Source organism: Oerskovia enterophila (genome assembly GCF_044748475.1).
GTDB classification, from domain to species: domain Bacteria; phylum Actinomycetota; class Actinomycetes; order Actinomycetales; family Cellulomonadaceae; genus Oerskovia; species Oerskovia enterophila.
In genome coordinates this window covers 353,323-377,775 of record NZ_JBIVFZ010000003.1, presented here as the reverse complement: position 1 = coordinate 377,775, position 24,453 = coordinate 353,323, and the positions used below count along the sequence as shown (strand labels likewise).

The 24,453-nt window shown below is 71.5% G+C and carries 13 protein-coding genes; 10 read left to right on the top strand and 3 right to left on the bottom strand.

Annotation, left to right across the window (positions count from 1 at the left end; genetic code table 11):
* The first annotated feature begins 649 nt into the window (after window positions 1–649).
* From ACIPWA_RS11015 to ACIPWA_RS10975, 9 genes are all read left to right on the top strand, one after another.
* The gene (locus tag ACIPWA_RS11015; RefSeq protein WP_400290137.1) at window positions 650–3,676 is read left to right on the top strand and encodes a DEAD/DEAH box helicase; all 3,027 of its coding nucleotides are present in this window, start codon (window positions 650–652) and stop codon (window positions 3,674–3,676) included.
* Window positions 3,673–6,927 (top strand): sacsin N-terminal ATP-binding-like domain-containing protein, encoded by a 3,255-nt coding sequence (locus ACIPWA_RS11010; RefSeq protein ID WP_400290135.1) that lies wholly within the window; start codon window positions 3,673–3,675, stop codon window positions 6,925–6,927. Before ACIPWA_RS11015 ends, ACIPWA_RS11010 begins: the two co-directional genes overlap by 4 nt.
* A gap of 65 nt (window positions 6,928–6,992) precedes the next feature.
* Window positions 6,993–7,307 carry a putative immunity protein gene (locus ACIPWA_RS11005; RefSeq protein WP_400290133.1) on the top strand — a complete coding sequence of 105 codons (315 nt, stop codon included), beginning with the start codon at window positions 6,993–6,995 and terminating at the stop codon, window positions 7,305–7,307.
* 248 nt (window positions 7,308–7,555) lie between these two features.
* Window positions 7,556–11,356: a DUF4132 domain-containing protein gene (locus ACIPWA_RS11000; protein ID WP_400290131.1), complete on the top strand. Its 3,801-nt coding sequence runs from the start codon at window positions 7,556–7,558 to the stop codon at window positions 11,354–11,356.
* Window positions 11,350–12,501, top strand: a complete 1,152-nt coding sequence (locus tag ACIPWA_RS10995; RefSeq protein WP_082618397.1) for an ATP-binding protein — start codon at window positions 11,350–11,352, stop codon at window positions 12,499–12,501. Before ACIPWA_RS11000 ends, ACIPWA_RS10995 begins: the two co-directional genes overlap by 7 nt.
* A complete protein-coding gene (locus ACIPWA_RS10990; protein WP_400290129.1) occupies window positions 12,492–15,233 on the top strand; it encodes a DUF5682 family protein in 2,742 nt (913 codons plus the stop codon). The genes ACIPWA_RS10995 and ACIPWA_RS10990 overlap by 10 nt, the downstream gene beginning before the upstream one ends.
* Entirely contained in the window at window positions 15,230–16,462 is a 1,233-nt protein-coding gene (locus ACIPWA_RS10985) for a VWA domain-containing protein (RefSeq protein ID WP_400290127.1), read from the top strand. The genes ACIPWA_RS10990 and ACIPWA_RS10985 overlap by 4 nt, the downstream gene beginning before the upstream one ends.
* Entirely contained in the window at window positions 16,459–18,666 is a 2,208-nt protein-coding gene (locus tag ACIPWA_RS10980; RefSeq protein WP_400290125.1) for a hypothetical protein, read from the top strand. The genes ACIPWA_RS10985 and ACIPWA_RS10980 overlap by 4 nt, the downstream gene beginning before the upstream one ends.
* Window positions 18,667–18,765: 99 nt before the next feature.
* Window positions 18,766–20,505 (top strand): bifunctional 3'-5' exonuclease/DNA polymerase, encoded by a 1,740-nt coding sequence (locus tag ACIPWA_RS10975; protein WP_400290123.1) that lies wholly within the window; start codon window positions 18,766–18,768, stop codon window positions 20,503–20,505.
* 44 nt (window positions 20,506–20,549) lie between these two features.
* Here ACIPWA_RS10975 and ACIPWA_RS10970 read toward each other — a convergent pair whose 3' ends face one another.
* From ACIPWA_RS10970 to ACIPWA_RS10960, 3 genes are all read right to left on the bottom strand, one after another.
* The gene (locus ACIPWA_RS10970; RefSeq protein ID WP_056651068.1) at window positions 20,550–20,981 is read right to left on the bottom strand and encodes a VOC family protein; all 432 of its coding nucleotides are present in this window, start codon (window positions 20,979–20,981) and stop codon (window positions 20,550–20,552) included.
* A 4-nt stretch (window positions 20,982–20,985) separates the two neighbouring features.
* Window positions 20,986–21,840, bottom strand: a complete 855-nt coding sequence (locus tag ACIPWA_RS10965; protein ID WP_068708740.1) for an AraC family transcriptional regulator — start codon at window positions 21,838–21,840, stop codon at window positions 20,986–20,988.
* A 142-nt stretch (window positions 21,841–21,982) separates the two neighbouring features.
* On the bottom strand, window positions 21,983–23,257 hold the full coding sequence (locus ACIPWA_RS10960; protein ID WP_400290121.1) for a ScyD/ScyE family protein: 1,275 nt from the start codon (window positions 23,255–23,257) through the stop codon (window positions 21,983–21,985).
* A gap of 288 nt (window positions 23,258–23,545) precedes the next feature.
* Here ACIPWA_RS10960 and ACIPWA_RS10955 point away from each other — a divergent pair, with 288 nt between their 5' ends.
* Window positions 23,546–24,427: a Nif3-like dinuclear metal center hexameric protein gene (locus tag ACIPWA_RS10955; RefSeq protein ID WP_400290119.1), complete on the top strand. Its 882-nt coding sequence runs from the start codon at window positions 23,546–23,548 to the stop codon at window positions 24,425–24,427.
* Window positions 24,428–24,453 lie beyond the last annotated feature (26 nt).

The following is a 24,453-nucleotide window of genomic DNA, read 5'->3' as shown; positions in this document are numbered from 1 at the left end:
CCCGCGCGGGGGTGGCGGTTCTGCTCGCGCACCTTCTCGTGGAAGGAAGTGACGACGATGACCAAGAAGCGTGGAGTCGGAGACCTTGAGGCCGGGCGCAGCAAGACGAGCAACAGACTCCTCTCTGGCGTGTTCAAGGCGGCGGTGGAGGTTGGCCTGATCGACTCCTCGTCTGCTCGCGTCGCGGCCGCGGGCTGGTACCGGCGACGTTCTGCGCGGTGATCAGTTCGCGCTAGTGAGCACCCACAGGGTCGTGGACGTACGACGACCCGAGTTCAGGTACTGCCCCACGAACACGCCCTCGGTGCCTAGTCCGCCCTCGGCAAGGAAGGGTAGGCGTGTCCCCAGGTGGCCGACGTGTCCTGGTGCTTCGGAACACGGAACGTCGTCATAGCGGCTTGCATTCACAAAAGCCACAGTACGAAGGTCGCTGGCCATGCGCGGTGGGCACCGCTGAGACTGTGGACGGGCGCGACCTGGAATCGAAGCCGCCCCTGGGGATCAACCCGCCGCACCGAACCGCACAGGTGGCAGCGCGAACGAAATCACCCAGTCGGTGCCCAAATCCGGTAAACCTGAGGCTCAGGGGATGGAATGCTTGCCCTGTGCGCATGGCCTAGGTTGGTGTGGAATCTGCGAGGGAGTAGGCATGTCTGAACCGATCGCGCCCGGAACCGTGGTGCGGCTGACTGGGCGCCCCGAGGTGAGCGGCGCTGTCGTGTCGATTGACGTCGTAGGTGCGGAGACTCGCTATGGGGTGTTCCACGACGGGACGGTGAACCCGTACTTCGCGTCTCAGGTTGAAGGTGTCCCTACCGGGGCCGAGCCGATCCAGGTCTCTTCTGCCGGCCTGCACGCGAGCCTGACAGCAGCCCTGCTTCTCGACAAAAACAGCGACTATCTGCACACACGCAACGCTGGGCGCGTGGACTTCGAGCCCTACCAGTACCGGCCCGTGCTCAAGCTCGTCCAGTCCGATCGTCCCAGGATCCTCGTCGCCGACGACGTCGGTGTCGGCAAGACGATCGAGGCATGCCTGGTCTTGAAGGAGCTCCAAGCGCGGAAGAAGGCAGAGTCGGTGCTCGTGATCTGCCCGCGCCCGCTCGTCGTCGATGACAAGTGGCGCAACGAGCTCAAGCGTTTCGATGAGGATTTTGCTCATCTCGATAGCAGGACGCTTCGGTGGTGTCTTGAGGAGACGCTCCGCGAGGGAGTGTGGCCGACGCGCTACCGCAAAGCCATCCTTCCGTATTCCCTCCTGGACGAGACTCTGCTCACGGGTCAGCGACCAAAGTCCAGGACGAGGGTCGCCAGCCTCGATTCCTTGGCAGGTGAGCTCAAGTTCGATCTCGTGATCATCGACGAGGCCCACCACATCAGGAACCGTGAGACGAAGGCGTATCAGTGTGTCCAGCGGTTCGTCGATGCCGCGGACGCCGTCCTCATGCTCTCTGCCACGCCGATCCAGACCCACAGCCAGGACCTGTTCACCCTCGTCAATCTGCTGCGAGATGACCTCGTGCTCGACTGGTCCGACTACCAGGTGATGCTGGAACCTAACGAGCACCTGTACAACGCTTCGCAGGCGGCGCGCTCCGCTACCGAAGGGTGGCAGGCCGCGGTCGCGGAGTGTCTCGGCCAAGCCCTGGAGACCGAGTGGGGACGAACTGTCATGGCACTCGACCCACGGACCGCTCAGCTCCGTGGGCATCTCACTGGCGACCCTGACGACGACCGCGTCCGAGTTCGTGTCATCCGAGGTATCGAAGAGCTCAACACCTTCTCCGAGATCGTCACACGGACGCGGCGTCGAGACATCGGTGAATTCACAACGCGCAAGCCGGCTGCCCACGAGGTCGACTTCACCGACGCCCAGCAGGACGTTTACGACGCCGTGACAATCCTAGGGGAGAAGATCGCGGTCACCCGGGCGCGGGGGATTCCGGTGAAGTTCCTGATGTCCACCCTCTACCGCCAGGCTGCGAGCTCGATCACCGGGCTGGCACCGATGATCGAGGACCTGTTCGAGAACAGGCTGCGGGGTGCAGAGATGTCTGGCGAGAATGAAGACTTGACTCTTGCGCCGGAACAAGTCGACGCGTTTCGGGCCGAGGCCCGGGCGATTCAGAGCATGGCGCAGCGCCTAGACGGCGCACCCGACCCCAAGGTGGACCTGCTGCGACGAATCGTCGATGACAAGGCTGGTGCGAACAACAAGGTCCTGGTCTTCAGCACGTTCCGCCACACGATCGAGTACCTCGAGCGCAGATGCGACGAATGGGGTCTACGCGTCGGAGTCATGCATGGTGGCGTGCCGGACGACGACCGCAAGTCGATCCGCCGGCGCTTCAAGCTTCCCCAGACGGACCCGGACGCGTTCGACGTGATGCTGTGCTCCGAAGTCGGAACTGAGGGCCTTGACTACCAGTTCTGCAACACCTTGGTGAACTACGACATCCCCTGGAATCCGATGAGGATCGAGCAGCGCATTGGCCGCATCGATCGCCGCGGCCAGGCCAGTGAGACCGTCGCCATCATCAACCTGCTCACTCGCGGCACGATCGAGGCGGAGATCTACTGGCGCTGCCTGTCGCGGATCGGCGTGTTTCACCACGCTCTCGGTGGCAGCGAGAAGATCCTGGGTGATGTCACGAACGCGGTCGTAGACATCGCGACGAACCTGACGATGGCTCCGCACGAGCGTGTGGCCGCCCTCAAGCAACTCGCCGACAACGAGATCGCCCGAATCGAGGAAGAGCAGCGGCTCGAGGATCAGCGGGCAGACCTTCTCGGTTTCACCGGGAGGTCGTTCGAGGACAACGTCGCCGAGGCATCGAGTGCCTGGCTGGAAGACACGAAGGTCGCGAACCTTGTCAAGGCCTACTTCGAGACCCTTCAACCTGGACGGAGCATCGCGCTGAGATCGGGCCGCGTCGCTCGTGTACCGCTCGGCGCTGAGAGCGTGGCACGGATCGTCGACGACCTCGACTCATACGGCGAGGTCGCCCATCGGCTCAAAAGGCGACTACGTGGCGGAAAGGTCGTTCTCAGCATGACAACCGACCCCACCCTTGCCGAGGACGACGAAGCTACGGAGCTGCTCGGGCCGACACACCCGCTCGTACGCGTCGCGGCCAGGACGGCGCAGCAAGCGGATCCCGTTCACGCCGGGCTCAGGGTCGTCTCAGATCTTGTCGCACCTGGGTGCTACCCGGTCGGCATCTATGCGTGGACCCGGTTCGGCTCGCGGGACGCACTCACCCTGCGATTCGTCTCCAGCAATCGCGACGTCGAAGACTCCGCGTCAGCGCTACTTGCGGCTGCGCACGACCGCGATAGTTCACCGTTGCTTGCGATGTCGGACTCCTTGGCACTGGATCAGCGCCACGCGGCACTGTGGGCCGAGGCCCGTACCGGGCACCGCGACGTTCAGGCGGCAACCGTCGAGCGCCGCTTTGCCGCACTCACCGCCCAAAAGCGCAGACGGCTTGATGCGATCCGGCGCCAGCTCGACGCCACGACGCACGCAGACATTGCTTCGATGAAAGCGGGTGAGCTCCGGGCGGCCGAAGCGGCGTTTGATCGCTTGCTGGATGGCCAAAGACAGGCGGCCGGACGAGCCGAGCTGACCGCACGCCACCTCGCCAACGTGCTACTGGAGGTGGTGGCGCAATGACCTTTCGCGACGAGGCCACCATCGAGTCCTTCGAGGATCTGGCTCCGCTGCGACGCAAGGGTGTCGACGGGTTGCGGGCGAACGGCTGGGAGGGCGGCTTCAGAGACCTCCTCGCGGATCTCTACCCCGACAATGCCCACTTCATCTACGAACTTCTGCAGAACGCCGAAGACGCTGGTGCGCGAGAGGTGACGTTCGATCTCAGGTCCGATGGCCTGCGCGTCGAGCATGACGGTACGCGACTGTTCGCTCTTGCAGACATCGTCTCTATTACGGGGATCGGCAAGTCGACGAAGGCCGACGACGCGACGAGTATCGGCAAGTTCGGAGTTGGCTTCAAGTCTGTCTTTGCATACACGCAGAGACCCGTCATCCACTCGGGCGAGCACTCCTTCGAAATCGTCGACCTCTTCGTACCGGAACGCGTGAAGTCGGAGGCGCGACCAGGGATGACCAGGTTCTGGTTCCCGTTCGACCGCCCTGACAAGCCCGCCGAACGTGCCGTCGCAGAGGTGGCGAGCGCACTCCGAGACGTCGCACGCTCAACATTGCTCTTCCTGAACACGATCAAAGGGATCGCTTGCTACTTCCCGGACGGCGACGAGAGGTTGCTCGAGCGTCGAGACGTGGATGACCATGTCGTCGCGATCGAGAGCGCACACGAGGACGACGGACCGAACTACTGGTACCGCATCACCGGGGACGTCGCTATCGACGACAAGACCTTCCAAATCGCGGCCGCCTTCGCGCTCGAGAAGCGATCGGATGCCTCTTCATCGAGTGGATCCAGCGAGCCAAATTCAACCGGCTCTCCGCGGAAGCGCAGAACGCCCCAGTCTGAGTTTGTCGTGCGGCCGACGGATGGCCAGGTATTCATCTACTTTCCGGCCGTCAAGGAGACGTCCGGGCTCAGGTTCCACATCCATGCACCGTTCGCGTCGACGGTCGCGCGCGACAGCGTCCGGGACGATAAGGGGAACGATCGGCTCGTCGCAGGTATCGCGCAACTCGTCTCTGACGCGATGCCCGCCCTGTGTGATGCGGGTCTTGTCGACGACGGCCTTCTGTCCGCCCTGCCGAACCACAAGGATGTGCTCGAGGAGCGGTACCGCGTGGTGCGTGACCGAGTGATTGGCGCGTTCAAGACGAACCCGTTGACGCCGGCGGTCGGGGGAGTTGGGTACAGGCCATCGAAGACTCTCATCAGGTCCGTGAGTGCTCTTCGCGCGACGCTGACGCCTAAGGACGTCGACGTGCTACGCGAGATTTCGGTTGGAGTCGATGGCAATCCGTCCGCAGGCTGGCTGCCGGAACTGTCGGGGCGTCCGGGAGCCTTCCTCGATTCACTTGATGCGATCGGCTTCGCAGGGAGCGAGTTGGCGGACGTCTTTGAACGTGTCAATTCGATCATCGGTGAGTTCGCTTCCTGGGGCGACGAGGCGGACGAAGTCATCGACGAAGCTGACCATAGTGATATGCGTACCTGGGGGGAGTGGATCTCCGGCAAGGACGACCTGTGGCTGAGATCTTTCTATGCTGCACTCGGGCGCGTTGCAGAGCAGAGCCATGACCCGCTCGATCGCTTTCCTGATAGCCTCGACTTGGCCCCGATCGTTCGCGTACGCCTTGGAGGCGGCGTCCAGCATGTCCCGGGTGACCAGGCCTTCCTTCCGACAGATCCCGGGCTTGTGACAGACGGCCTCGTTCTCGACACGCTTGTCGCGTTCGGCGACGGCGAGACTAAGGCGGAGAGGCAGGACAACCTTGCTCTTCGCCACTTCTTCTCGCACGCTGGGACTAAAGAATGGAACGCCGCGGCTCGCCTGGACGCACGCCTCGCCACGTACGACAATCCCGCTGAGACCGCCCTCGAAGATCACGTCAATGACCTTGCCGAACTTGCACGGCTCCTTGACGAGAAGGCCGTTTCGATCGGCACCTATTCAAAGCGCCCGATCCTCCGGGCGATAGACGAGGAGGGTAATGTCGCCTGGCGGGCGCCAGCTCGAATATATCTCGACGAACCCTACGACTCGATAGGACTCGGTGCCCTGTACGAGTCAGACGCGTTTGCGGGGAGGGTTCGTCCGCACCGTCTCTCTGATGAGTATTTCCGATGGCCCTGGGATATCGCCAGCCTCGCCCGAACTCTCGGCGCTAAGGACTCGGTCGAGATCACCAGCGTCACTGCGAAGAGCAACGTGGAGTTTGTCTGGACGTGGGACCGTAACGAGTCGCACCTGAAAGTGAACAGCGACTGGACCATCGTCGATTTCGACGCCATCGTCGCCACCGACGACGAATCACTCCTTCGCGCGCTCTGGAACGTGGTAGCCGGTGCGCCCTCGAGCCGTGCCGTCGCGTTCTACCAGTCCAATGCGTCGCGGAAATTGCACCAGATGAACTCCCAGCTGGTGCAGAAGCTCACGACGGTCCCATGGGTGCTCGATCGGTACGGGAACCGCGCTCTTCCTGAGGACATGACGCTGGCTGACCTCGACGAGACTCTCGCAGTACCTGCCGATGCGCCTCTGCTCTCGCGGTCTGGCTTTGGCCGAAAGGCTGTTGCCGACGAGACTGCACGAGCCGAGGCTGACGATACCGCGAGAAGGTTGGGCTTCGACTCTTCCGAAGAACTGGAGCGATTGGGAGAGCTTCGCAAGTGCAGTCCCACACGGTTCGCCGAGCTCCTAGAACAACTGGAGGCACGGCTCAAGCTCCCGGAGGGCGCCTCGCTGGCACCTGAACGGCGAGCCGGACGAGCGGCGGAGGGCGCTGCTGCCGGATCCCCTCGCAGGTACGAGGATCGCGTGCGGTCCGTCTACGTGCAGGAACCTGGACACGTCAGCGCGGCGCGCGGATACCTCCGCCGCCACTACACGAACGCCGACGGAGTGATGGTTTGTCAGATCTGCTCGACAGCCATGCCGTTCAGGATCAATGACGAGGACTACTTCGAGGCCGTGCAGTTTGTCCGAGAAGCGCGACGAGACCTACGGGAGAATCGGCTCGCGCTGTGCCCGACATGTGCTGCGAAGTACCGGCATGCGATCTCGACGACGCCCGGCGATCTACGCGACGATCTGTTGACGCAGGAGGTGGGTACACAGAAGAGCATCAGTGTCGACGTGAGCCTGGCGGGGACGGATCAGCGCATTCGCTTCATTGGCAAACATGCGATTGACCTCCAAGCAAGTCTGGAAGCCATTGAAGGCTCAGCACTTGACGGCGACGAGCCCGAGGAGCCCTGAGGCCTGGAGTCGGAGATCTAACGTTCGCACTCAACGCGAAGGTCGTTCGTGGACACCAAGCGCGCGTGCACTTGGCCGCGCGGGCGGCCGGCCAGGCCTCGGGGGTCGCGCACATGGGGGCACATGCTCTCGGAGCGGCCGCCTATGCGGCGAAGGCCGCTGCCCTCGCCGCGCCCGACCAGGAAGCCGGCCGCCGTGAAGAGGTCCGCTGGCAGCTGGCTCACCTGACCACGGACGTCCGCGCCGCCCTGGCGCGCCTGCCCGCGCTCGGGGAGGACGCGTCCGGACCGCTGGGTTCCGGGTTGCTGGCGTCAGGAGTGCTCGCCACGACCATCCGCGAGATCCAGGCCGATCTGTCGCGGTCCCCTTCCTCGGCCTGACGCGCCCTCCCGCGCCGTGCGCCCTCGACCCGCAGTGCCATGGGAGCTCCCGCGGTCGAGCGGCGAGCGTGCCGCCGACGGGTACCGCCGGTCCCGGGACACCGGCGAGCCGGCTGCCGCGTCCGTTCTCCACTGACAGCAACGGTGCGTGTCGGTGGCTTCTCCTACTGTGACGTCCGACGCCGCGCCGACGGAGCGCGGCGGCCTCCGGACCCGGTCCGGCGGCCTGGACGAGACGGCGGGGACACGTGTTCGAGAAGATCAAGGGTTGGCTCCAGGGAGACCACGACGGTGCGGTCGAGGGCGGCGGGACGTCGCTCGGGGTCGACCGAGCACAAGATGCGCGGCACACGAAGCCTTCCGCTCGGCTGATCGACGGACTGAAGATCCTGGACGCGGACACCCCGGGTCTCGCGGCCCGTGCCGTCGCCTACGTCCACACCGGTGAGGGACCGGAGCTCGTGACCGAGCTCTCGCAGCGTGGCGACGACTCGACGGACCGTCTGCTCAACCGGCCCGCGACGCTGGGCGTGTGGACCTACACGAGCCAGGCCCAGGACAAGGCCATCAAGGAGCACGTGCCCGGCTGGAACGTGGACAAGAGCACGACGGCTCGCGGCAACCTCTACACGCTCACCGAACCCGTCGCGATCGACGCGCTCGTCCGGCTCGGACGGCTCCTCGCGGCCGTCTCGCCCGACGTCTCGCGCGCCTCGGACCGGCTTCCTGCCTGGTTCGCGGCCCTGCTGACCGACGTCGCCAAGACGTGCGGCGACCGTCGCACCCGGGGCAAGGGGGGCAAGCCCGGTATCCGCAGCGCATGGACCCCCGAGCTGCTGGTCGCGATCCTGCGCGACGGCGGCGTCGCCGAGGCGAGCATCCCGGCCGCCGTCGTGGCGGCGATCTTCGACCGTCCTGTCACGGCCGACTACTACGGCGACCCCCTCGCGGTGTTCGCGGCGCAGCCCGGCGTCGAGGACTACCTGGTCGCCCATCACGCCGAGGTCGTCTCTCTCGCTCCGCTGCTGCGCGCGACCGGCAAGGTCGAGCTCCTCCAGTTCCTGCGCGCCCAGCCCGCGGCGCGTGACGAGTTCGTCGGGCTCGTCGCCCAGCTCGCGACGGACAGCGCGAAGTCGGTGCGCGAGGAGGCCGCAGGCAACCTCGCGGCCCTGCCCGCGGCGCGTCAGGTCGAGCTCCTCGAGCCGCTGCTCACCACGATGCCCGCGGGCCGCCTCGGGGGCCTCGTGACCCACCTGGTGGGCGTCGAGGGCGGCATCGACGCGCTGCGGCGCGCGCACGCCGCCGACGGCCGCGGGGCACGGGGGACGCTGCTCTCGAACGCGCTCGAGCGGGCCACGGCCCTCGATGTCGAGACCGTGGTCGCCGACGAGCCCCTCGTCCTCCCTCCCTTCACGCCCCTGCCCGACGCCGAGCTCGGGGAGCCGTTCGTGCGCTCGGCGCGCGACGCGGTCGACCGTCGCCTCGCCGCGGCCCGCAAGGAGCTCGAGGACCTCGAGGCCCTGCCCAAGGCGGAGGCCCAGGGCTGGCGCCTCACGCACGCCCGGGGCGCGGTCAAGGACCTGTCGGCCATCACCGACGACCACCTCCGTCAGGTCGCGCAGTACCTCTCCGGCGCCCTGACCAAGGTGCCCCCGCGCACGGTGCTCGTCGAGCTCCGGGCCCCCGCGATCCGCAACCGCCTCGAGGGCCTGACCATGCTCCACGACATCCGCTTCGCACGCTCGCACGGCGGGGGCCGGCAGCGGTACCCCTGGTACCAGCTCAACGCCACGGCCGACCTCGCGATGGACGTGCGGATCCTGGCCGACGGCGTCGAGCGCGCGGGCGTCCAGGACTCCGAGGTCGCCGTCGCGGAGCTCGTGTTCGACTCCTGGTTCGCCCGGGAGACCTTCGCGCCCGAGCACCTGTGGCCCTACTACGCCGAGCACCCGGCAGCGCTCGAGACCCACCTCGGCCTGCGTCCCCCGACCAAGGTGGACAGCTACAGCCGCTCCGAGCGGCTCGAGGTCGCGCTCACGATCCTCGGCGGCTTCCCCACGCTCCCGAACCGCTACCTCCCACGCCTGGCCGAGCTGGCGCTCGGAGAGGGCAAGACGCACCGCGTCGCCGCGCAGAAGGTGCTCGAGTCGCACGCCGGTGCGCGAGACCTCGCCGAGCAGGGGCTGCGTGACGGCAAGACAGAGATCCGGGTCACGGCCGCCGTCTGGCTCCAGCGCCTGGGCGACCCGGCCGCGATCCCGGCGCTGCGTGCCGCGCTCGCCAAGGAACGCCGCGAGGTGGCCCGAGCGGCGCTCCTCGGTGCGCTCGAGGCGCTCGGCGACGACATCTCCAAAGAGATCGCTCCCACGACCCTGCTCGCCGAGGCCACCAAGGGGCTCAAGGGCAAGGCTCCTGCGAGCATGGCCTGGTTCCCCGTGGACGGGCTGCCGCAGCTGCGGTGGGCCGCGGACGCCCAGCCGGTGCCGGCCGAGGTCGTGCGGTGGTGGGTCGTGCTCGCGGTCAAGCTCAAGGACCCCAGCGGGCTCGGCCTGATCGCCCGCTACGTCTCGCTGCTCGACGAACAGAGCCGCGCGGCGCTCGGCCGGTTCGTGCTCGACGCGTGGATCGGTCAGGACACGCGGGGCCCCTCCGCGGAGGAGAGCCGCGCCTATGCCGACCGCGAGGCCCAGCAGCGCTACGACCGCTACCAGCACTGGTACAAGCAGCACCCGCAGTACTACGAGGCCGAGGCGTCCAGGACGGTCGACCAGCACCACCAGGACGCGTTCCGCGAGCACCAGGCCAACTACCTGGGGTCGGCCATCAGCGACAAGGGGCTGCTCGCCCTGACCGTCGGCATGCCGGGTACGGACCTGTCCCGTGCCGCCCAGCAGTACCTCAAGGCGCACATCACCCGACGCGCGCAGATCGAGGCGCTCGTCCGTGCGCTCGCGGCCAACGGAGACCCGGCGGCCATCCAGCTCCTGCTGTCGGTCGCGCGCCGCCACCGGCAGGCGACCGTGCAGGCGACCGCCCAGGCGCTCGCCCAGGACCTGGCCGAGCGGCGGGGCTGGTCCGCCGAGGAGCTCGCGGACCGCACGGTGCAGACCGCGGGCTTCGAGGACGACGGGATCCTGCACCTGCACCTCGGGGCGCGCGAGTACACGGGACGCATCACGCCCACGTTCACGCTCGAGCTCACCAACGAGGCGGGCAAGGTCGTCAAGGCCCTGCCCGCGGCACGGGTGGACGACGACGCCGAGCAGGTCAAGGCCGCCAAGTCGCAGCTCTCCGCGAGCCGCAAGGAGCTCAAGGCCGTCGTCGCGCTGCAGACCCAGCGGCTGTACGAGGCCATGTGCACCGGACGTGAGTGGCCCGCCGCCGACTGGCAGGAGTTCGTGCTGGGGCACCCGATCATGTCGCGGCTCGCGGCCGGTCTCGTCTGGCTCGAGAACCCCGGCCCCGACCAGCGAGCGTTCCGCCCGGGCGACGGGGGAGTGCTGATCGACGTCGACGACGAGGACGTGACCCTCGCCGACGGCGCGACGGTGTCGGTCGCGCACGGCGTGCTCCTCGGCGAGGACCAGGCCGGTCGCTGGCGTGAGCACCTCGCCGACTACGAGATCAAGCCGCTGTTCGACCAGCTCGCGGTCGCGGTCCCCGTCACCGACCAGAAGGCGACGTCGATCGCGGACCGCAAGGGCTGGCTCACCGACAGCTTCACGGTGCGCGGCCGGGCGACCAAGCTCGGGTACTCGCGCAGCCAAGCAGAGGACGGCGGATGGTTCTCGGGCTACGAGAAGGCGTACCCGAGCGTCGGGATCACCGCGATCATCGAGTTCACGGGCGCGTTCCTGCCCGAGGAGAACATCCCCGCGGCCCTCACCCAGCTGGTCTTCCGGCGCACGACGCGGGCCTACGGCCAGAGCGCCGAGGCGCGCCTGGCGGACCTGCCGCCCGTCCTGGTCGCGGAGTCCTACCGCGACTACCTGACCGTCGCTGCCGCCGGCAGCTTCGACGCCGAGTGGGAGAAGAAGAGCGCATGGTGACCACACCGACCGCCGCACCGAGCGGCACGCCCCCGGTCCTCGACCGCGAGGCGGCGCAGGAGATCCGCCCGCCCGCCGAGGTGCGGTTCGCGCACGAGCTCGCGGCCCTCGAAGCGGCCGACCGGGCGCGTGGCGCAGAGCTGCCGCCCGGCTGGCGGCTCAGCCCGCGGGCCGTGCGCGCCTTCGTCGTGGGCGACGCCGAGCTCGGGGTGCGCCGGAAGTTCTACGGCGACGACCCGCTCGTGGACCGTGCTGTCGTGTCCCTGCTGGGACGCCAGGGCCTCATGCTCGTGGGCGAGCCCGGCACCGCGAAGTCGATGCTGTCCGAGCTGCTCGCCGCCGCGGTGAGCGGCACGTCGAACCTCACGGTCCAGGGCACGGCCGGCACCACGGAGGACCACATCCGGTACTCGTGGAACTACGCGCTGCTCATCGCCGAGGGGCCCAGCGAGCGCTCGCTCGTGCCGTCGGCCGTCCAGCAGGCCATGAGCGCCGGGAAGATCGTCCGGTTCGAGGAGATCACGCGCTGCGCCCCGGAGATCCAGGACACCCTGGTCTCGATCCTCTCCGAGAAGCAGCTCATGATCCCCGAGCTCGGGAGCGAGGCGAGGGTCTCGGCCCGGCCGGGGTTCAACGTGCTCGCGACCGCGAACCTCAAGGACCGGGGCGTCCACGAGATGTCGGCCGCGCTCAAGCGACGGTTCAACTTCGAGACCATCAAGCCGCTGACGGACCGCCAGTTCGAGATCGACCTCATCGAGGCGCAGCTGACCGCCGAGCTCGGTGCGCCCGCCGACCGCCCTCCGCTCTCGCGCGACGTCCTGGACGTGCTCGTCACGGCGTTCCAGGACCTGCGGACCGGCGCCACGAGCAACGGAGCACCCGTCAAGCGGCCCGAGACCGTGATGTCGACGGCCGAGGCCGTCAACGTCGCGGTCGCGGCCTCGCTCGAGGCCCGGTACCTCGGCGACGGCACCGTGACCCCTGCCGAGGTCGCACGCCAGCTCGCGGGCGTGGCCTCGAAGGGCGACGAGGAGGACGCCCGTCGGCTGCGGCACTACGTCGACAACGTCGTGCGCGAGCGGGCGCGGCGCGACCCGCGCTGGAAGTCGTTCCTCTCGGCGGCGGAGTCCCTGTGGCAGTAGCACCCGGGCCGGTGCGGGCGGCCTGGGGGCTCGCACCCGAGCGGATGCAGCGTGCGGTCGCCGGCGTCGAGCAGCTGCGTGCCGAGGGCATCTACCTCGCCCCGGTGCGGCACCACAGCCCGGCCTGCGTGCTCGCGGTCGAGGCGCTCCTCGACGAGGTCCGCCCCGCCGTCGTGCTCGTCGAAGGGCCCGAGGAGTACGGCCGGCTCCTGCCCGTGCTGCTCGACCCCCGCACGCGCCCGCCCGTCGCCGTGCTGAGCCTCGGGACCGACGGCAAGGGGGCGGGGTTCTACCCCCTCGCCGAGTTCTCGCCCGAGTGGGTCGCGCTGCGCACGGCCGACCGGCTGGGAGCCGAGGTCGCGTTCGTCGACCGGTCCTGGGCCGCGCGCGAGGCGTCCGTCGCGCCGGGCGCGTCGGGCGCGCCCGACGCACCAGGCGATGCCGAGGACGACGCGTTCGCCCGGACCCTGCAGTCCGAGCGGAACCTCGCGCACTCGCGGACGGTCGCGGCCATCGCGGAGCGGCTCGGGTGCCGCGACCACGACGAGGTGTGGGACCACCTGTTCGAGGCGCGCACGCGCGAGCAGCTCACGGACTGGCGCGAGCTCTTCGACGACGTCTTCGCGTGGGCCGCGCTCGCGCGCCTGGACTACGAGGAGGAGGTGCTCGACGCCGACGGGTCGCTCGCGCGCGAGGCCCTCATGTCCGCCCGCGTCGCCGAGCACCGGGCGCGGGTCGAGGGGCCCGTGGTCGTCGTGACCGGCGCGTTCCACACGCTCGCGCTCGTCGAGGCCCTCACCGGGGCGCCCGAGGGCGGGGCGGTCGTGGACCGGCGGCCGGCGGGCGGCTACGGCGACCCGGCTGCGGCCGACGCCTGGCTGATCCGCTACGACCACGAACGGCTCGACGGCCTGCGAGGGTACGGGGCCGGCATGCCCTCGCCCGGCTACTACGAGCGCCTCTGGGCCGCCCATCGCGACCCCGCCGGGCCTGCGGCGCTCAGCACCGCGCTGCTCGTCGACGTCGCGGCCGCCGCCACGACCCGTGGCGCGCAGGTGAGCTTCGCCGAGGTCGCGTCGGCGGCCGAGCAGGCGCGTCGTCTCGCGGACCTGCGCGAGCGACCGTGGCCGGGGCGCACCGACCTGCTCGACGCCCTCACCTCGTGCTTCGTCAAGGACGACGGCGGGCTCGACCTGGGCCTGGGGCGTCCCCTGGGGCAGGCGGTCGCCGAGGTGTTCGGAGGTCGGGCACTGGGTGAGGTCCCGCCGGGTCTCGCGTCGCCCCCGCTCGTCCAGCGCGCCCGGGAGCGGGCCGAGGCGCTGCGGCTCGTCGTGACCGACTCGACGCCGCGCCGCACGAGGCTCGACGCGCGGCGCACGCCCCGGCACCGCGAACGCCGGGCGTTCCTGGCCCTCATGGACTTCGTGGGGAGCGGTTTCGCGCACCGGGTCTCGGGTCCCGACCACGTCTCGGGTCGCGGCCTCGGCCTGCTGGTCGAGGAGTGGGAGTACGCCTGGACGCCGCTCGTCGAGGCCTCCCTGGTCGAGCTCTCGCACCACGGCGCGACGCTCGAGGCCGTCGCGGTGCACCGTCTGCACCGGCTCGAGCACGAGCTCGCGACGACCGGCCGCTCGGCCCTCGGGGTCGCGCGACTCGTGGCGCAGGCCGTCGTCCTGGGCCTCACCGACCATCTCGACCGGCTCGTCGCGCTGCTGCGGTCGACGCTCGACGTCGACCCGTCGCTCGAGTCGGTCGTGGGCGGGCTGCACCGCCTCGTCGACCTGTGGGACGCGCGCGTCGAGCTCGGCCTGGACGGGCACGCGCCCGAGCTGCTCGACCTGGTGGACCACGGTCTGGCGACGGCCGCCTACCTGGTCCCCGGCCTCGGGAAGGTCGACGCGGACGCGGAGCCTGCGGCCGTCGGGACGCTCGTCTCGCTGCGCGACCTCCTGCGCGAGGTGCACCGTGCGGGTGCGCTCAGCACCGTGCCCGACGGCGTCGCGCGGCCTCTCGCGGACGCGCCCGAGGCGGGCGGCGCACCGGCCTCGTCCGCGGCAGGCGGTGCGCCGACCCGTCCCGGGGCAGGCGGCCCCGTGCCCGTGCGCCGCGAGCTGACCCGCCTGCGCGAGGATCGCGCGACGGCGCCCGGGGTGCGGGGAGCGCTCGTCGCGCTCGCGTCGGTCGACGACTCGCTCGGCGACGACGTCCTGGTCGCCGAGGTCCGCGCCCAGCTCAGTCCCGGCGCGGACCCGGTCGCCGCGGTCCGCTTCCTCGGCGGGCTGCTGCGCGCGGCCCCCGACCTCCTGCTGCACACCCCCGAGCTGTTCGACGCGGTCCACGCCGGGCTGCGCGACCTCGACGAGCCGGCGTTCCTGGCCGTCCTGCCGGACCTGCGCCGCGCCTTCACGTGGCTCAAGCCCGCCGAGACGCACCACCTCGCCCAGCAGGTGGCCGATCGCACCGGTACGCGCGCCGAGCGGATCGACGTGCACCTGACGGCGACCGAGCGGGACCTCGAGGTGGGCCTCGCGCTCGAGCGCGAGCTCACCGCGATGCTCGACCGCGACGGCCTCGGTGCCTGGGGCGGCGGGACGCGCCGCGAGCCCGTCGGAGCACCGGCCGCGGCGGGTGCAGCAGGCCTCGACGGCCCTTTCGGCCCCACCGGCTCGCCCGCCGACCAGGTGCTCGACGACCAGGGCGACCGCCACGACCTCCAGGAGAACCACCCGTGACCGACCCGCAGCTCGGCCGCGATGCCGACGCCCACCTGGGCCGAGGCGCCCTCGCTCCCGTGACCGATCGTGCGGGAGGCGCGGCGACCAGCCAGGTGACCGACCAGGAGGCCGCTCGTCGCTGGCGGCTCGTCCTGGGCCGCTACGCCGCCCAGGAGCTCCAGCAGGGGCCGGGCGACGCAGGGATCGAGCGCGCACTGCAGTACCTCTACGACCGTGAGTACGTCGAGCGTGGTCACCGTCTGGGCAAGCAGCCGGGCGCTCGCGGCGGCGGAGGGAGCCTCGACCCCTCGGCGCTCAAGGCGCTCGACTGGCTCGGCCAGGCACGCACGCTCTTCCCGCGCGAGACGTTCGAGCGCATGCAGGTCGACGCGGTCAGCCGCTACCGGCTCACGGAGCTGCTCGCCGACCCAGCGGCCGCCGAGGCCCTCGAGCCCAGCCGTGAGCTCGCGACCGCGCTGCTGCAGGTCCGTGGCCGGCTCGACGATCGCGCCGCGGCCGGGCTCCGCACCGTGATCGCTCGCGTGGTCGAGGACATCGTGCGACGCCTGCGCCCCCAGTTCGCGACCGCCCTGAGCGGCCGCAAGGACCGGTCGCGCCGCTCGATGCACAAGGTCAGCCAGAACTTCGACGGCAAGCGCACGCTGCAGGCCAACCTCTCGCGCTACGACCCCGAGTCCGGCCGGTTGATCGTCCAGGACGTGCGGTTCGTGTCGAGGGCGCGACGGACCCTGACGTGGGAGGTCGTGCTGCTCGTCGACCAGTCGGGCTCCATGGCGGCCTCGCTGCTCTACAGTGCGGTCTGCGCGGGGATCATGTCGGCCCTGCCCGGGATCTCGGTGCGGCTCGCGGTGTTCGACACCAGCGTCGTCGACCTGTCGCACCTCGTGCACGACCCGGTCGCGGTCCTGCTCACGGCCCAGCTCGGAGGGGGCACCGACATCGCCAAGGCCATGCGCTACGCCGAGCAGCAGGTGACGAACCCGAGCCGCACGGTCGTGGTGCTCGTGAGCGACTTCGAGGAGGGCGGGTCGGTGGCCCAGCTCCTCGCGTCGGTCCGGCGGCTCGCGGAGTCGGGCGTCCGGCTGCTCGGCCTCGCGGCGCTCGACGAGTCCGCCGAGCCTGTCTACGACCAGGGCACGGCGCGTCGTCTGGCCGAGAGCGGCATGCACGTCGCCGCGCTCACGCCCGAGCGGTTCGCCGAGTGGCTCGGGGAGGTGCTCGTATGACGCCCGCGTGGTTGGCCGTGTTCGCGGGGTACGACGACGCAGCGCTGATCGCGCTCGGCAACGCGGGCCTCCTGCGGCGCGCCCGCAAGGACCTCGTCGGGGGCGAGGTGTCGCTCGCGTCCGAGTCCCCGGACGAGGTCGTGGTCGCCTGCGGGTCCGCGGTGGTCCGGCTCGGGCCGAAGGGTCCGGTCGCGGCGTCGTGCTCGTGCCCGACGGCGGGCGTGTGCCAGCACGTCGTGGCCGCGTGCCTCTGGGCTCGCGAGCACCCGGCGGGCTCGACGCCTGAACCCGGCGTGGACGACGCCGGTCCTGGGGCTGCGGCGACGGACGGTGGAACGGACGGCGGTGGTGGCGACCCCACGGGCCCCGGCCCCGGACCTGCCACGACTGACGAGGCTGCCAGCCCTCTGGCTGCTCTCCTCTCCCTGAGCCCGGCCGAGGTGTGCCGGGCTGCGGGCAAGGTGGCCGTGCGCCGGGTCGTCGAGCGTCTGCCGAGCGCGCTCCTCGCCGGAGTCGCGGCGGAGGGGAACGGCATCACCGAGGCGTGCGACCTCGCGGTCGACGGCGCACGGCTCACGATCTCGTGGCCGATCGCCGGCCTGGCCCGCCCGGCCACCGGTGACCCCGCGCCCGAGGGCCGTGCCACGGTACCGGCCGGGCCGTCGAACGTCGTCGTGTTCGTCGCCCCCGCGGGTTACGGCGGCATGGTCGTCGCAGGGAAGTCGACCGCCGCCGACCAGGCCGCCGCCCGGCTCGAGGCGGTCGTCCGGGCCTTCGCCCGCGAGGGACGCTCGTGGTCGTGGCCCCACGAGATCGAGGTCGAGCGCTCGGGCGAGCTGACCACCGCCCAGCGGGCGGGGATCGAGGAGGCGAGCGCCGTCGTCGGGCACGTGGTCGATGCCGGACTGTCCCACCTCGGGGCCGATGCCGCCGACACGCTGCGTGGCGCGGCCGGACGTGCCCGGCTCGTGGGCCTGCTCCTCCTCCACCGGCTCCTGCTCGTCGCCGCAGGGCTCGTCGACGGCCTCGCATCGCGCGACGACGACGTGACCGAGGCCGACGCGCTGGGCGCGCTCGCCGAGGCCTGGGCGCTCGCGGCCGCGCTCCGCGACGCCCCTGCCGGGGCCCTGCCGGACCTGGTCGGCGCCCCGGCCCGGCGCGCCCGCGGCGCGGCGGACGACGAGGGCGAGGAACGCCCCGGACGCCTCGTGCCGCTCGGGGTGCGGTGGTGGCGGGCAGCGAGCGGGGCGCGCGGCATGACCCTCACGGCCTGGGACCAGGAGCACGGCGTGGTGCGCACGGCGACGGCCGCACGCCCCTCGGGGGCAGACCCGGCCTTCCGCCGGGACGTGGAACTGCCGATGCTGTGGGGGTCCTCGGTCGCGAGCGTCTGCGCAGGACCGTTCACGCTCGACGCCCCTGAGACCCGCCCCGACGGGACCCTGAGCGTCTCCTCGCGCACGCGTCGCGTGGGCGACGGGAGGTTCGACGTCGAGGAGCTGCGCACCGTCGCCGACCGGCTCCGGGACTCGGCGACGACCGGGACGGTGGGCTTCGGTCGCGCGGCCCGCCGGGTGCGCCTGGTCATGGTGCGCGAGACGGGAGCGATCGGGGTCGAGGAGGTGCGGCGCGAGGTCACCTGGCCCGTCACGGCGGCCGACGGCGGCACGCAGGTCCTGCGCGTCGCGGTCGACCAGGAACGGAGCGTCGAGGCGCTGCTGTCGGTCGTGGCGTCGCGCCGACCGGTGGTCGCGGTCCTCGTCGAGCGCGAGCCGGGCGGGGGAGCGGACGAGCCGGTAGGCATCTTCCTGCGCGACGGCACCGGGGGGATCGAGCTCTTCTCACCCTCGATGTCGCCCGTGTACCGCACCGCGCCGGGCTGGACCGCGATGCGTCGCCTCACGGCGCGGATCGCCGCGCTGCGCAAGGGGTCGACCACGCACGTCGCGGAGCCGGTCGACCGGGGGCCCGTGGTGCGCGTCTGCCAACCCGCGCTCGAGGTCGTCGACTCGCTCGGGGCGACGGGCCGTCGCCGCCTCACGGGATGGCAGCACGAGGCGCTCACCGCCCGTCAGCGTCTCGCGGGGGACCTCGGGATGGCGACCGTCGGACGGTCCCTCACGGACCTGCTCGCCGACCCCACGACGGAGAACGTGCTGCGGGCACGGTTCGTGCTCGGGCGGGCGCTCGCGCTCACGGGATGACGGACCCGGGTCAGGGGTGCGCTCGTCGGCCCGGGCGAGCGACGGGGCCCGCGGACGGTGCGACGAGGAGTGTCAGACCCGCACGGCAGACTCTGCGTCGTGTACTCGGTCCCGCTCCGCACGTCGCCCGCCGACCCGGGCCTCGTCGACGTCCAGGACCTCGACGCCCGCGGCGAGCCTCTCGGCCCGCCGCGCACCCACGCGCCCTGGCCGGGGCTGCTCGCGCGCGAGCCGAACGGTCGGAGCGGCGAGCCTTCCCCGGCCCCGGTGACCCGCTGGGTCTGGGACGACACCAACCTCTGGTACCCGGCAGCCCTCGCAGCGGGCCGACGGATCGAGCGCGCGCATGACCTGCGGCTGTCCCGCGCGATCCTGCGCCGCTCGACGCTCACGGTCGGCACGCCGCTCGCACGGGCGCCGCGCGACGCGTGGGACCAGATGCACCCCGTGCCCACCGCCCCCGTCCCGGGGCTCGACCGCCCCGACGCGCTCTTCGACCTCGGCGACCGGCGCGCCGTCTCCCCACCCGACCCGGTCGGGGAGCTGCACAGACAGCTCGAGGCCGTCGCGACGTCGTCGGGCGCGGGGCGGCTGCGGCTGCTGCTCGCCGCGGAGTCCGCGGGCGCCCTGGTCGCCGCCGAGATGAGCCATGCCGGGCTGCCGTGGCGTGAGGACCTCCACGACGCGATGCTCACGGGAGTCCTGGGGACACGTCCGCCGCTGGGCCTGCGCCCGGCCCGCCTCGAGGCGCTCGCCGAGCAGGTCCGGACCGCGCTCGACGCGCCGGCCCTCAACCCCGACTCGGGACCCGAGCTCCTCAAGGCCCTCGAGTACGCCGGGGTGGGCGTGAAGTCGACCCGCAAGTGGGACCTCGAACGGGTGGACCACCCGGTCGTGGCCCCGTTGCTCGAGTACAAGAAGCTCAGCCGCCTGCTCACGGCCAACGGCTGGAACTGGCTCGACACCTGGGTGCGCGGCGGGAGGTTCCGGCCCGAGTACGTCGTCGGGGGAGTCGTCACGGGGCGCTGGGCCGCGAACGGCGGGGGAGCGCTCCAGCTCCCGCACCAGGTCAGGTCGGCCGTGGTCGCGGACCCGGGCTGGAAGCTCGTCGTGGCCGACGCGGCTCAGCTCGAGCCCCGCGTCCTCGCGGGGCTCTCGGGAGACCTCGTCATGGCAGAGGCCGGGCGCGGCGGCGACATGTACCAGGGCATCGTCGACGCGGGCGCGGTGGAGACGCGCGCGCAGGCCAAGATCGGGATGCTCGGCGCCATGTACGGGGGCACCACGGGGGAGAGCGGACTCATGCTGCCGCGCCTGGCCAAGGCGTTCCCCCGGGCCCTGGAGCTCGTCGAGCAGGCCGCGCGCGCGGGCGAGCGCGGCGAGATCGTGACCACGCGCCTGGGGCGGAGCTCGCCCCCGCCGGGGTCGGGCTGGGAGGAGACGCAGGGCAGCGCGTACGACGAGTCCGCGTCGAGCGACGCCCAGTCCCGCGCCCGCAGCCAGACCCGCGCCTGGGGCCGCTTCACCCGGAACTTCGTCGTGCAGGGAACCGCAGCGGAGTGGGCGCTGTGCTGGATGGCCTCGCTGCGGGGACGGCTCGCCGCGATGCCGCAGGCCCGGACCCCGGGCCGGGCTCCGGCTCCCTTCACCGAGCAGCCGCACATGGTCTTCTTCCTGCACGACGAGATCATCGTGCATGCCCCTGCCGAGCTCGCCGAGCAGGTCGCGGACGAGATCCGGGCCGCGGGCACCGAGGCCGGGAAGCTGCTCTTCGGCGACTTCCCGGTCGACTTCCCGCTGACGGTCGCGATCGTCGACGACTACTCGCAGGCCAAGTAGGCGGCGGGCGCTCTCGGACGTCCCAGGACCTGGCGGACGACCGGTCAGAGGTCGGCGCGCGGTTCGCCGCGGTACGTCCCGATGGACCAGAGGTTGCCCTCGGGGTCGGCGAGGACCAGCTCGCGGCTGCCGTAGTCGGTCTCACGGAGCGGGGCGAGGATCGTGGCCCCGGCGCGCGTCGCCCGGTCCTCGATCTCCTCGACCCCGACGCCGCTCCCGGAGTCCCCGGCGACCACGTACCCCCCGAACGTGCCGGGCTGACGGGACCACTCGCCGTCGGGCTTGTGAGACCCCAGCATGATCCCCCCGCCGGGTGGCCAGTCGAGCTGCGCGTGCGCGACCCGCCCGTCCTCGTCGGTCATGACGGTGTTGCGCCGGAAGCCCACGACGTCGACGAGGAAATCGATCAGCGCGGGCGCGTCGTGCGCCTGGAGCGTGGGCCAGACCTGTGCCTGAGGTGTTCTGTCGGTGTCCATGCCTTCATCCTGCGCGCGGGGCACCGCCCCCGGCTTGGATGTTTGCGCGTTCCTCGACCAACCACGCCGTGGGGCTCAGGCCCGCGAACGCGTGGAAGTCCCGCACCAGGTGGGAGTGGTCGGCGTAGCCGGTGCGCACGGCGATCGCCGTGAGGTTCGGGCCCGACGGCGCCAGGGACCTCGCGCGGACGGCGTCCCGGGCAGCGTCGAAGCGGACCAGGCGGCAGGCGGCTCCCGGGCTCAGGCCGAGCTCGGCCGTGAACAGCGACGAGAGCTGGCGGGTGCTGAGCCACACGTGCGCGGCGACCTCGGGCACCCGGACCCGCCCGCCCCGACGCACCATGAGCTGCCAGGCCTCGGCGATCTCGGCCCGCACCGGGCCGAGCGCAGGACGCCGGGAGGCCGCCGCGCGCCGCAGGGCATCCTCCACGAGGGCCAGCCGCTCGGCCCACGAGCCGGCCTCGCCGAGCCGTTCCCGGAGCGCGCGCGAGGCGCGCCCGAGCACGTCGTCGGCGTCCGTGACGATGCCGAGCTCTCCGGCGGGCACCCCGAGCAGCGTGCGGGCGGCGAGCGGGTCGAGCGCGAGCTGGACGCCGGCCTGGTGCGCAGGCTGATGGATGTAGGCGGGAGTGGTGTGCAGGCCGCCGACGAGCGACTCGAAGCGGTGCAGCGGTGCGTCCGCGCCGGGGCCGGTCGCCGTCGGGACCGGCCCGTCGAGGCTGATGACGAGCGTCAGCCAGGGGGAGGGCAGTCCGCGGTGGACCGACGGGGCGTCGTCGGCGATCTCGTAGCCCAGCATCGAACCGACCGCGGACGCCAGGGGACCGGTCGGCGAGGAGCGCACGTAGTGCTGGCTCATCCCTCCACCGTAGGACGTCCCAGAAGGCGGCGCCGCGGTCCGTGCCCCGGCCGGTGGCTGACCGGCCCGGGGTAGGTGACATGGCGGTGGGCGCCGGCCGCAGGAGGATCCCTGCGACCGGCGCCCGTCGTGACGGATCGCGCTACCGCCCGCCCTTGAGCGGGATCTTGACGAGCGTCCCGCCCGGGACCGGCTCGGGGGTCGGCGTGGGCGTGGGGCGGTGCCTCGCGGAGTCGGTCGGCGAGAGCATGCTCGCCCCGCCCGGTTCGCCGGGCTCCTCGGGTCCGGTCGGCAGGCCGGCGAGCACGTCCGAGGTCACGTACAGCGCGGACGAGGTCCACTCGAGCGCGCCGGGCATGACGACCTCGGCGAACGGCACGGGGGTCGTGGTGCCCTTGCGGATCACCGAGATGCGGCTCGCGAAGAGCTCGGCCACGTACACGTCGCCGCGCGGCGAGACCGCGAGGTTGGTCGCCGTGAGCAGACCACCGGCGTAGAAGGAGACCTTCCCGCGCTGGCTCACGGTGTAGACCGCTCCACGGGCTCCGAGCGAGGGGTCCTCGGGCCCGCCGGGCAGGAGCGAGACGAACAGGCGTCCGTCGGGGCCGCGCTCGACGTCGGTCGGGACCGGCTCGTTGTAGTACGTGTGGCCGATCGTGCACTCGGGCATCCCGGTCGCCGCGGCGACCTCTGCGGTCACCGCGAGCGGCTGGGCGGGCAGGACCGCGACGGTGCGGACCGTCCCGCGCCGGTCGACCGACCAGATGGCGTTCGCCCCGGCGTCGGCGACGTAGGTCGTGCCGTCGATCGTCGTGGAGGCGTACGGGTGCGAGTAGACCTCGCCGTGGTGGCTCGCGCCGCCGACCTCGGGCGGCACCTGGGCCGCGCAGTCGGGCGCGAGGTCGCGGAAGCCGTAGATCACGCCGCCGTCGGGGTTGGTGGCCTGCTCGTGCGCGCCGATGTCGGCGACCGTGCGGATCTTCCCACGCTTGTCGCGCTCCTGGAGGAGCACGCTCGACCCGTCGGGGGTGCCCTCGGTGAACAGGACGCGGCGCCCGTCGGTCGAGACAGCGCTGATCTCCGAGCCGGGGACGGCGGCCGCGTAGACGTTCTGCTGCCCACGGCGGTTCACCTCGGTGACGGAGCCGCCGAAGTTCTGCGAGGCGTATAACGAGCCGTCGTCGCCCACACCCAGCGAGAGCGGGCCGAGGAGCCCGGTCGCGAGGGTCTGCGGGGTGCCGGGGGTCGGCAGGCCGCCTCCGCCTCCGCCGTGGCCGTGCCGGTCGTCGTGCGCCTGGGCGGGGGTCGCGCCCAGCGCGAGCGCGCCGACGAGGGCGAGCGCGACCCCGATCGTGCCGGTCCGCTGCGGTCCGCGCGTGGTGCGCGGCCGTCTGATGCTCTTGGTCTTCCTGATCATCGGTTCTCTCCTCGGGCGCGGGACGTCGACGTCGGGCGCCCGTGGTCTGGGCGGCGCTGCGGGCAGGACTGTCGTCGTTGGACGGCCTGGTGAACCCGGCGCTCGCCGGTACGGGAGGTGCGGGTGACATGCGGTGCGGTGCGCACCGTGGGCACGGGTCTGTCCGGTGCCGGTGGACGCCGGGGCGTCGTCGCGAGGTCCGGCTCCCCTGCCGGACACACCTAGGGAGCGCTCCCAGGAGGATTCGTGACAGCCGTCCGACGGCGTGCGGCCGATAGCCTGGTGCCCGTGACCGCACATCCCACGCTCGCCCACGTCGTCCGGACCCTCGAGGCGCTCTACCTGCCGTCGACCGCCGAGGGGTGGGACGCCGTCGGGCTCGTGACGGGCGACCCTGCCCAGCCGGTCCGCAAGATCCTCTTCGCGGTGGACCCCGTCGCGACGGTCGCCGACGAGGCGATCGAGTGGGGCGCGGACCTGATCGTGACCCACCACCCGCTCTTCCTGCGGCCCGTGCACTCGATCGCGGCGACCACGTTCAAGGGCTCGCTCGTGCACCGGCTGGTGCGGGCCGGGGTCGGGCTGTACGTCGCGCACACCAACGCCGACGCCGCGCCGCGCGGGGTCGCGGACGCGCTCGCGGACGCGATCGGTCTGGTGGACCGGTCGCCGCTCGTCCCGGCGCCCTCTGCGCCCGACGGCGGCGCGTACCCCGTCGAGACCGGCATCGGTCGCGTGGGACGCCTCGAGGAGCCGACGACGTTGCGCGCCTTCGCACAGCGCGTCGCCGCCGCACTGCCCGCGACCGAGCAGGGCGTGCGCGTCGCGGGCGACCTGGACGCGGCCGTGAGCACCGTGGCTGTCGTCGGGGGCTCGGGCGACTCGCTGTTCGACGCCGTCCGCAGCGCGGGGGCCGACGTGTACGTCACCGCGGACCTGCGCCACCACCCGGCGTCCGAGCTGCGCGAGCGCGCCGAGTTCGAGGGCGGCGCGGCGGGCGGTCCGTTCCTGGTGGACGTCGCGCACTTCGCGAGCGAGTGGCCCTGGCTGCGCTACGCCGCCGCCGACCTGACGGAACGGCTTGCAGATGCGGGTACGGTGGAGACCCGCGTGAGCGTCCGACGGACCGACCCCTGGACCGCCCGGATCGGCTCCGCGCCCCGCGCCTGAGACGGCGCCCCACAACTGCATCGAAA

Excerpts from the sequence above, each read along its gene's own strand:
- ACIPWA_RS11015 (WP_400290137.1), top strand. The coding sequence starts at position 650 with ATGTCTGAACCGATCGCGCCCGGAACCGTGGTGCGGCTGACTGGGCGC.
- ACIPWA_RS11010 (WP_400290135.1), top strand. The coding sequence starts at position 3,673 with ATGACCTTTCGCGACGAGGCCACCATCGAGTCCTTCGAGGATCTGGCT.
- ACIPWA_RS10995 (WP_082618397.1), top strand. The coding sequence starts at position 11,350 with ATGGTGACCACACCGACCGCCGCACCGAGCGGCACGCCCCCGGTCCTC.
- ACIPWA_RS10980 (WP_400290125.1), top strand. The coding sequence starts at position 16,459 with ATGACGCCCGCGTGGTTGGCCGTGTTCGCGGGGTACGACGACGCAGCG.
- ACIPWA_RS10970 (WP_056651068.1), bottom strand. The coding sequence starts at position 20,981 with ATGGACACCGACAGAACACCTCAGGCACAGGTCTGGCCCACGCTCCAG.
- ACIPWA_RS10965 (WP_068708740.1), bottom strand. The coding sequence starts at position 21,840 with ATGAGCCAGCACTACGTGCGCTCCTCGCCGACCGGTCCCCTGGCGTCC.
- ACIPWA_RS10960 (WP_400290121.1), bottom strand. The coding sequence starts at position 23,257 with ATGATCAGGAAGACCAAGAGCATCAGACGGCCGCGCACCACGCGCGGA.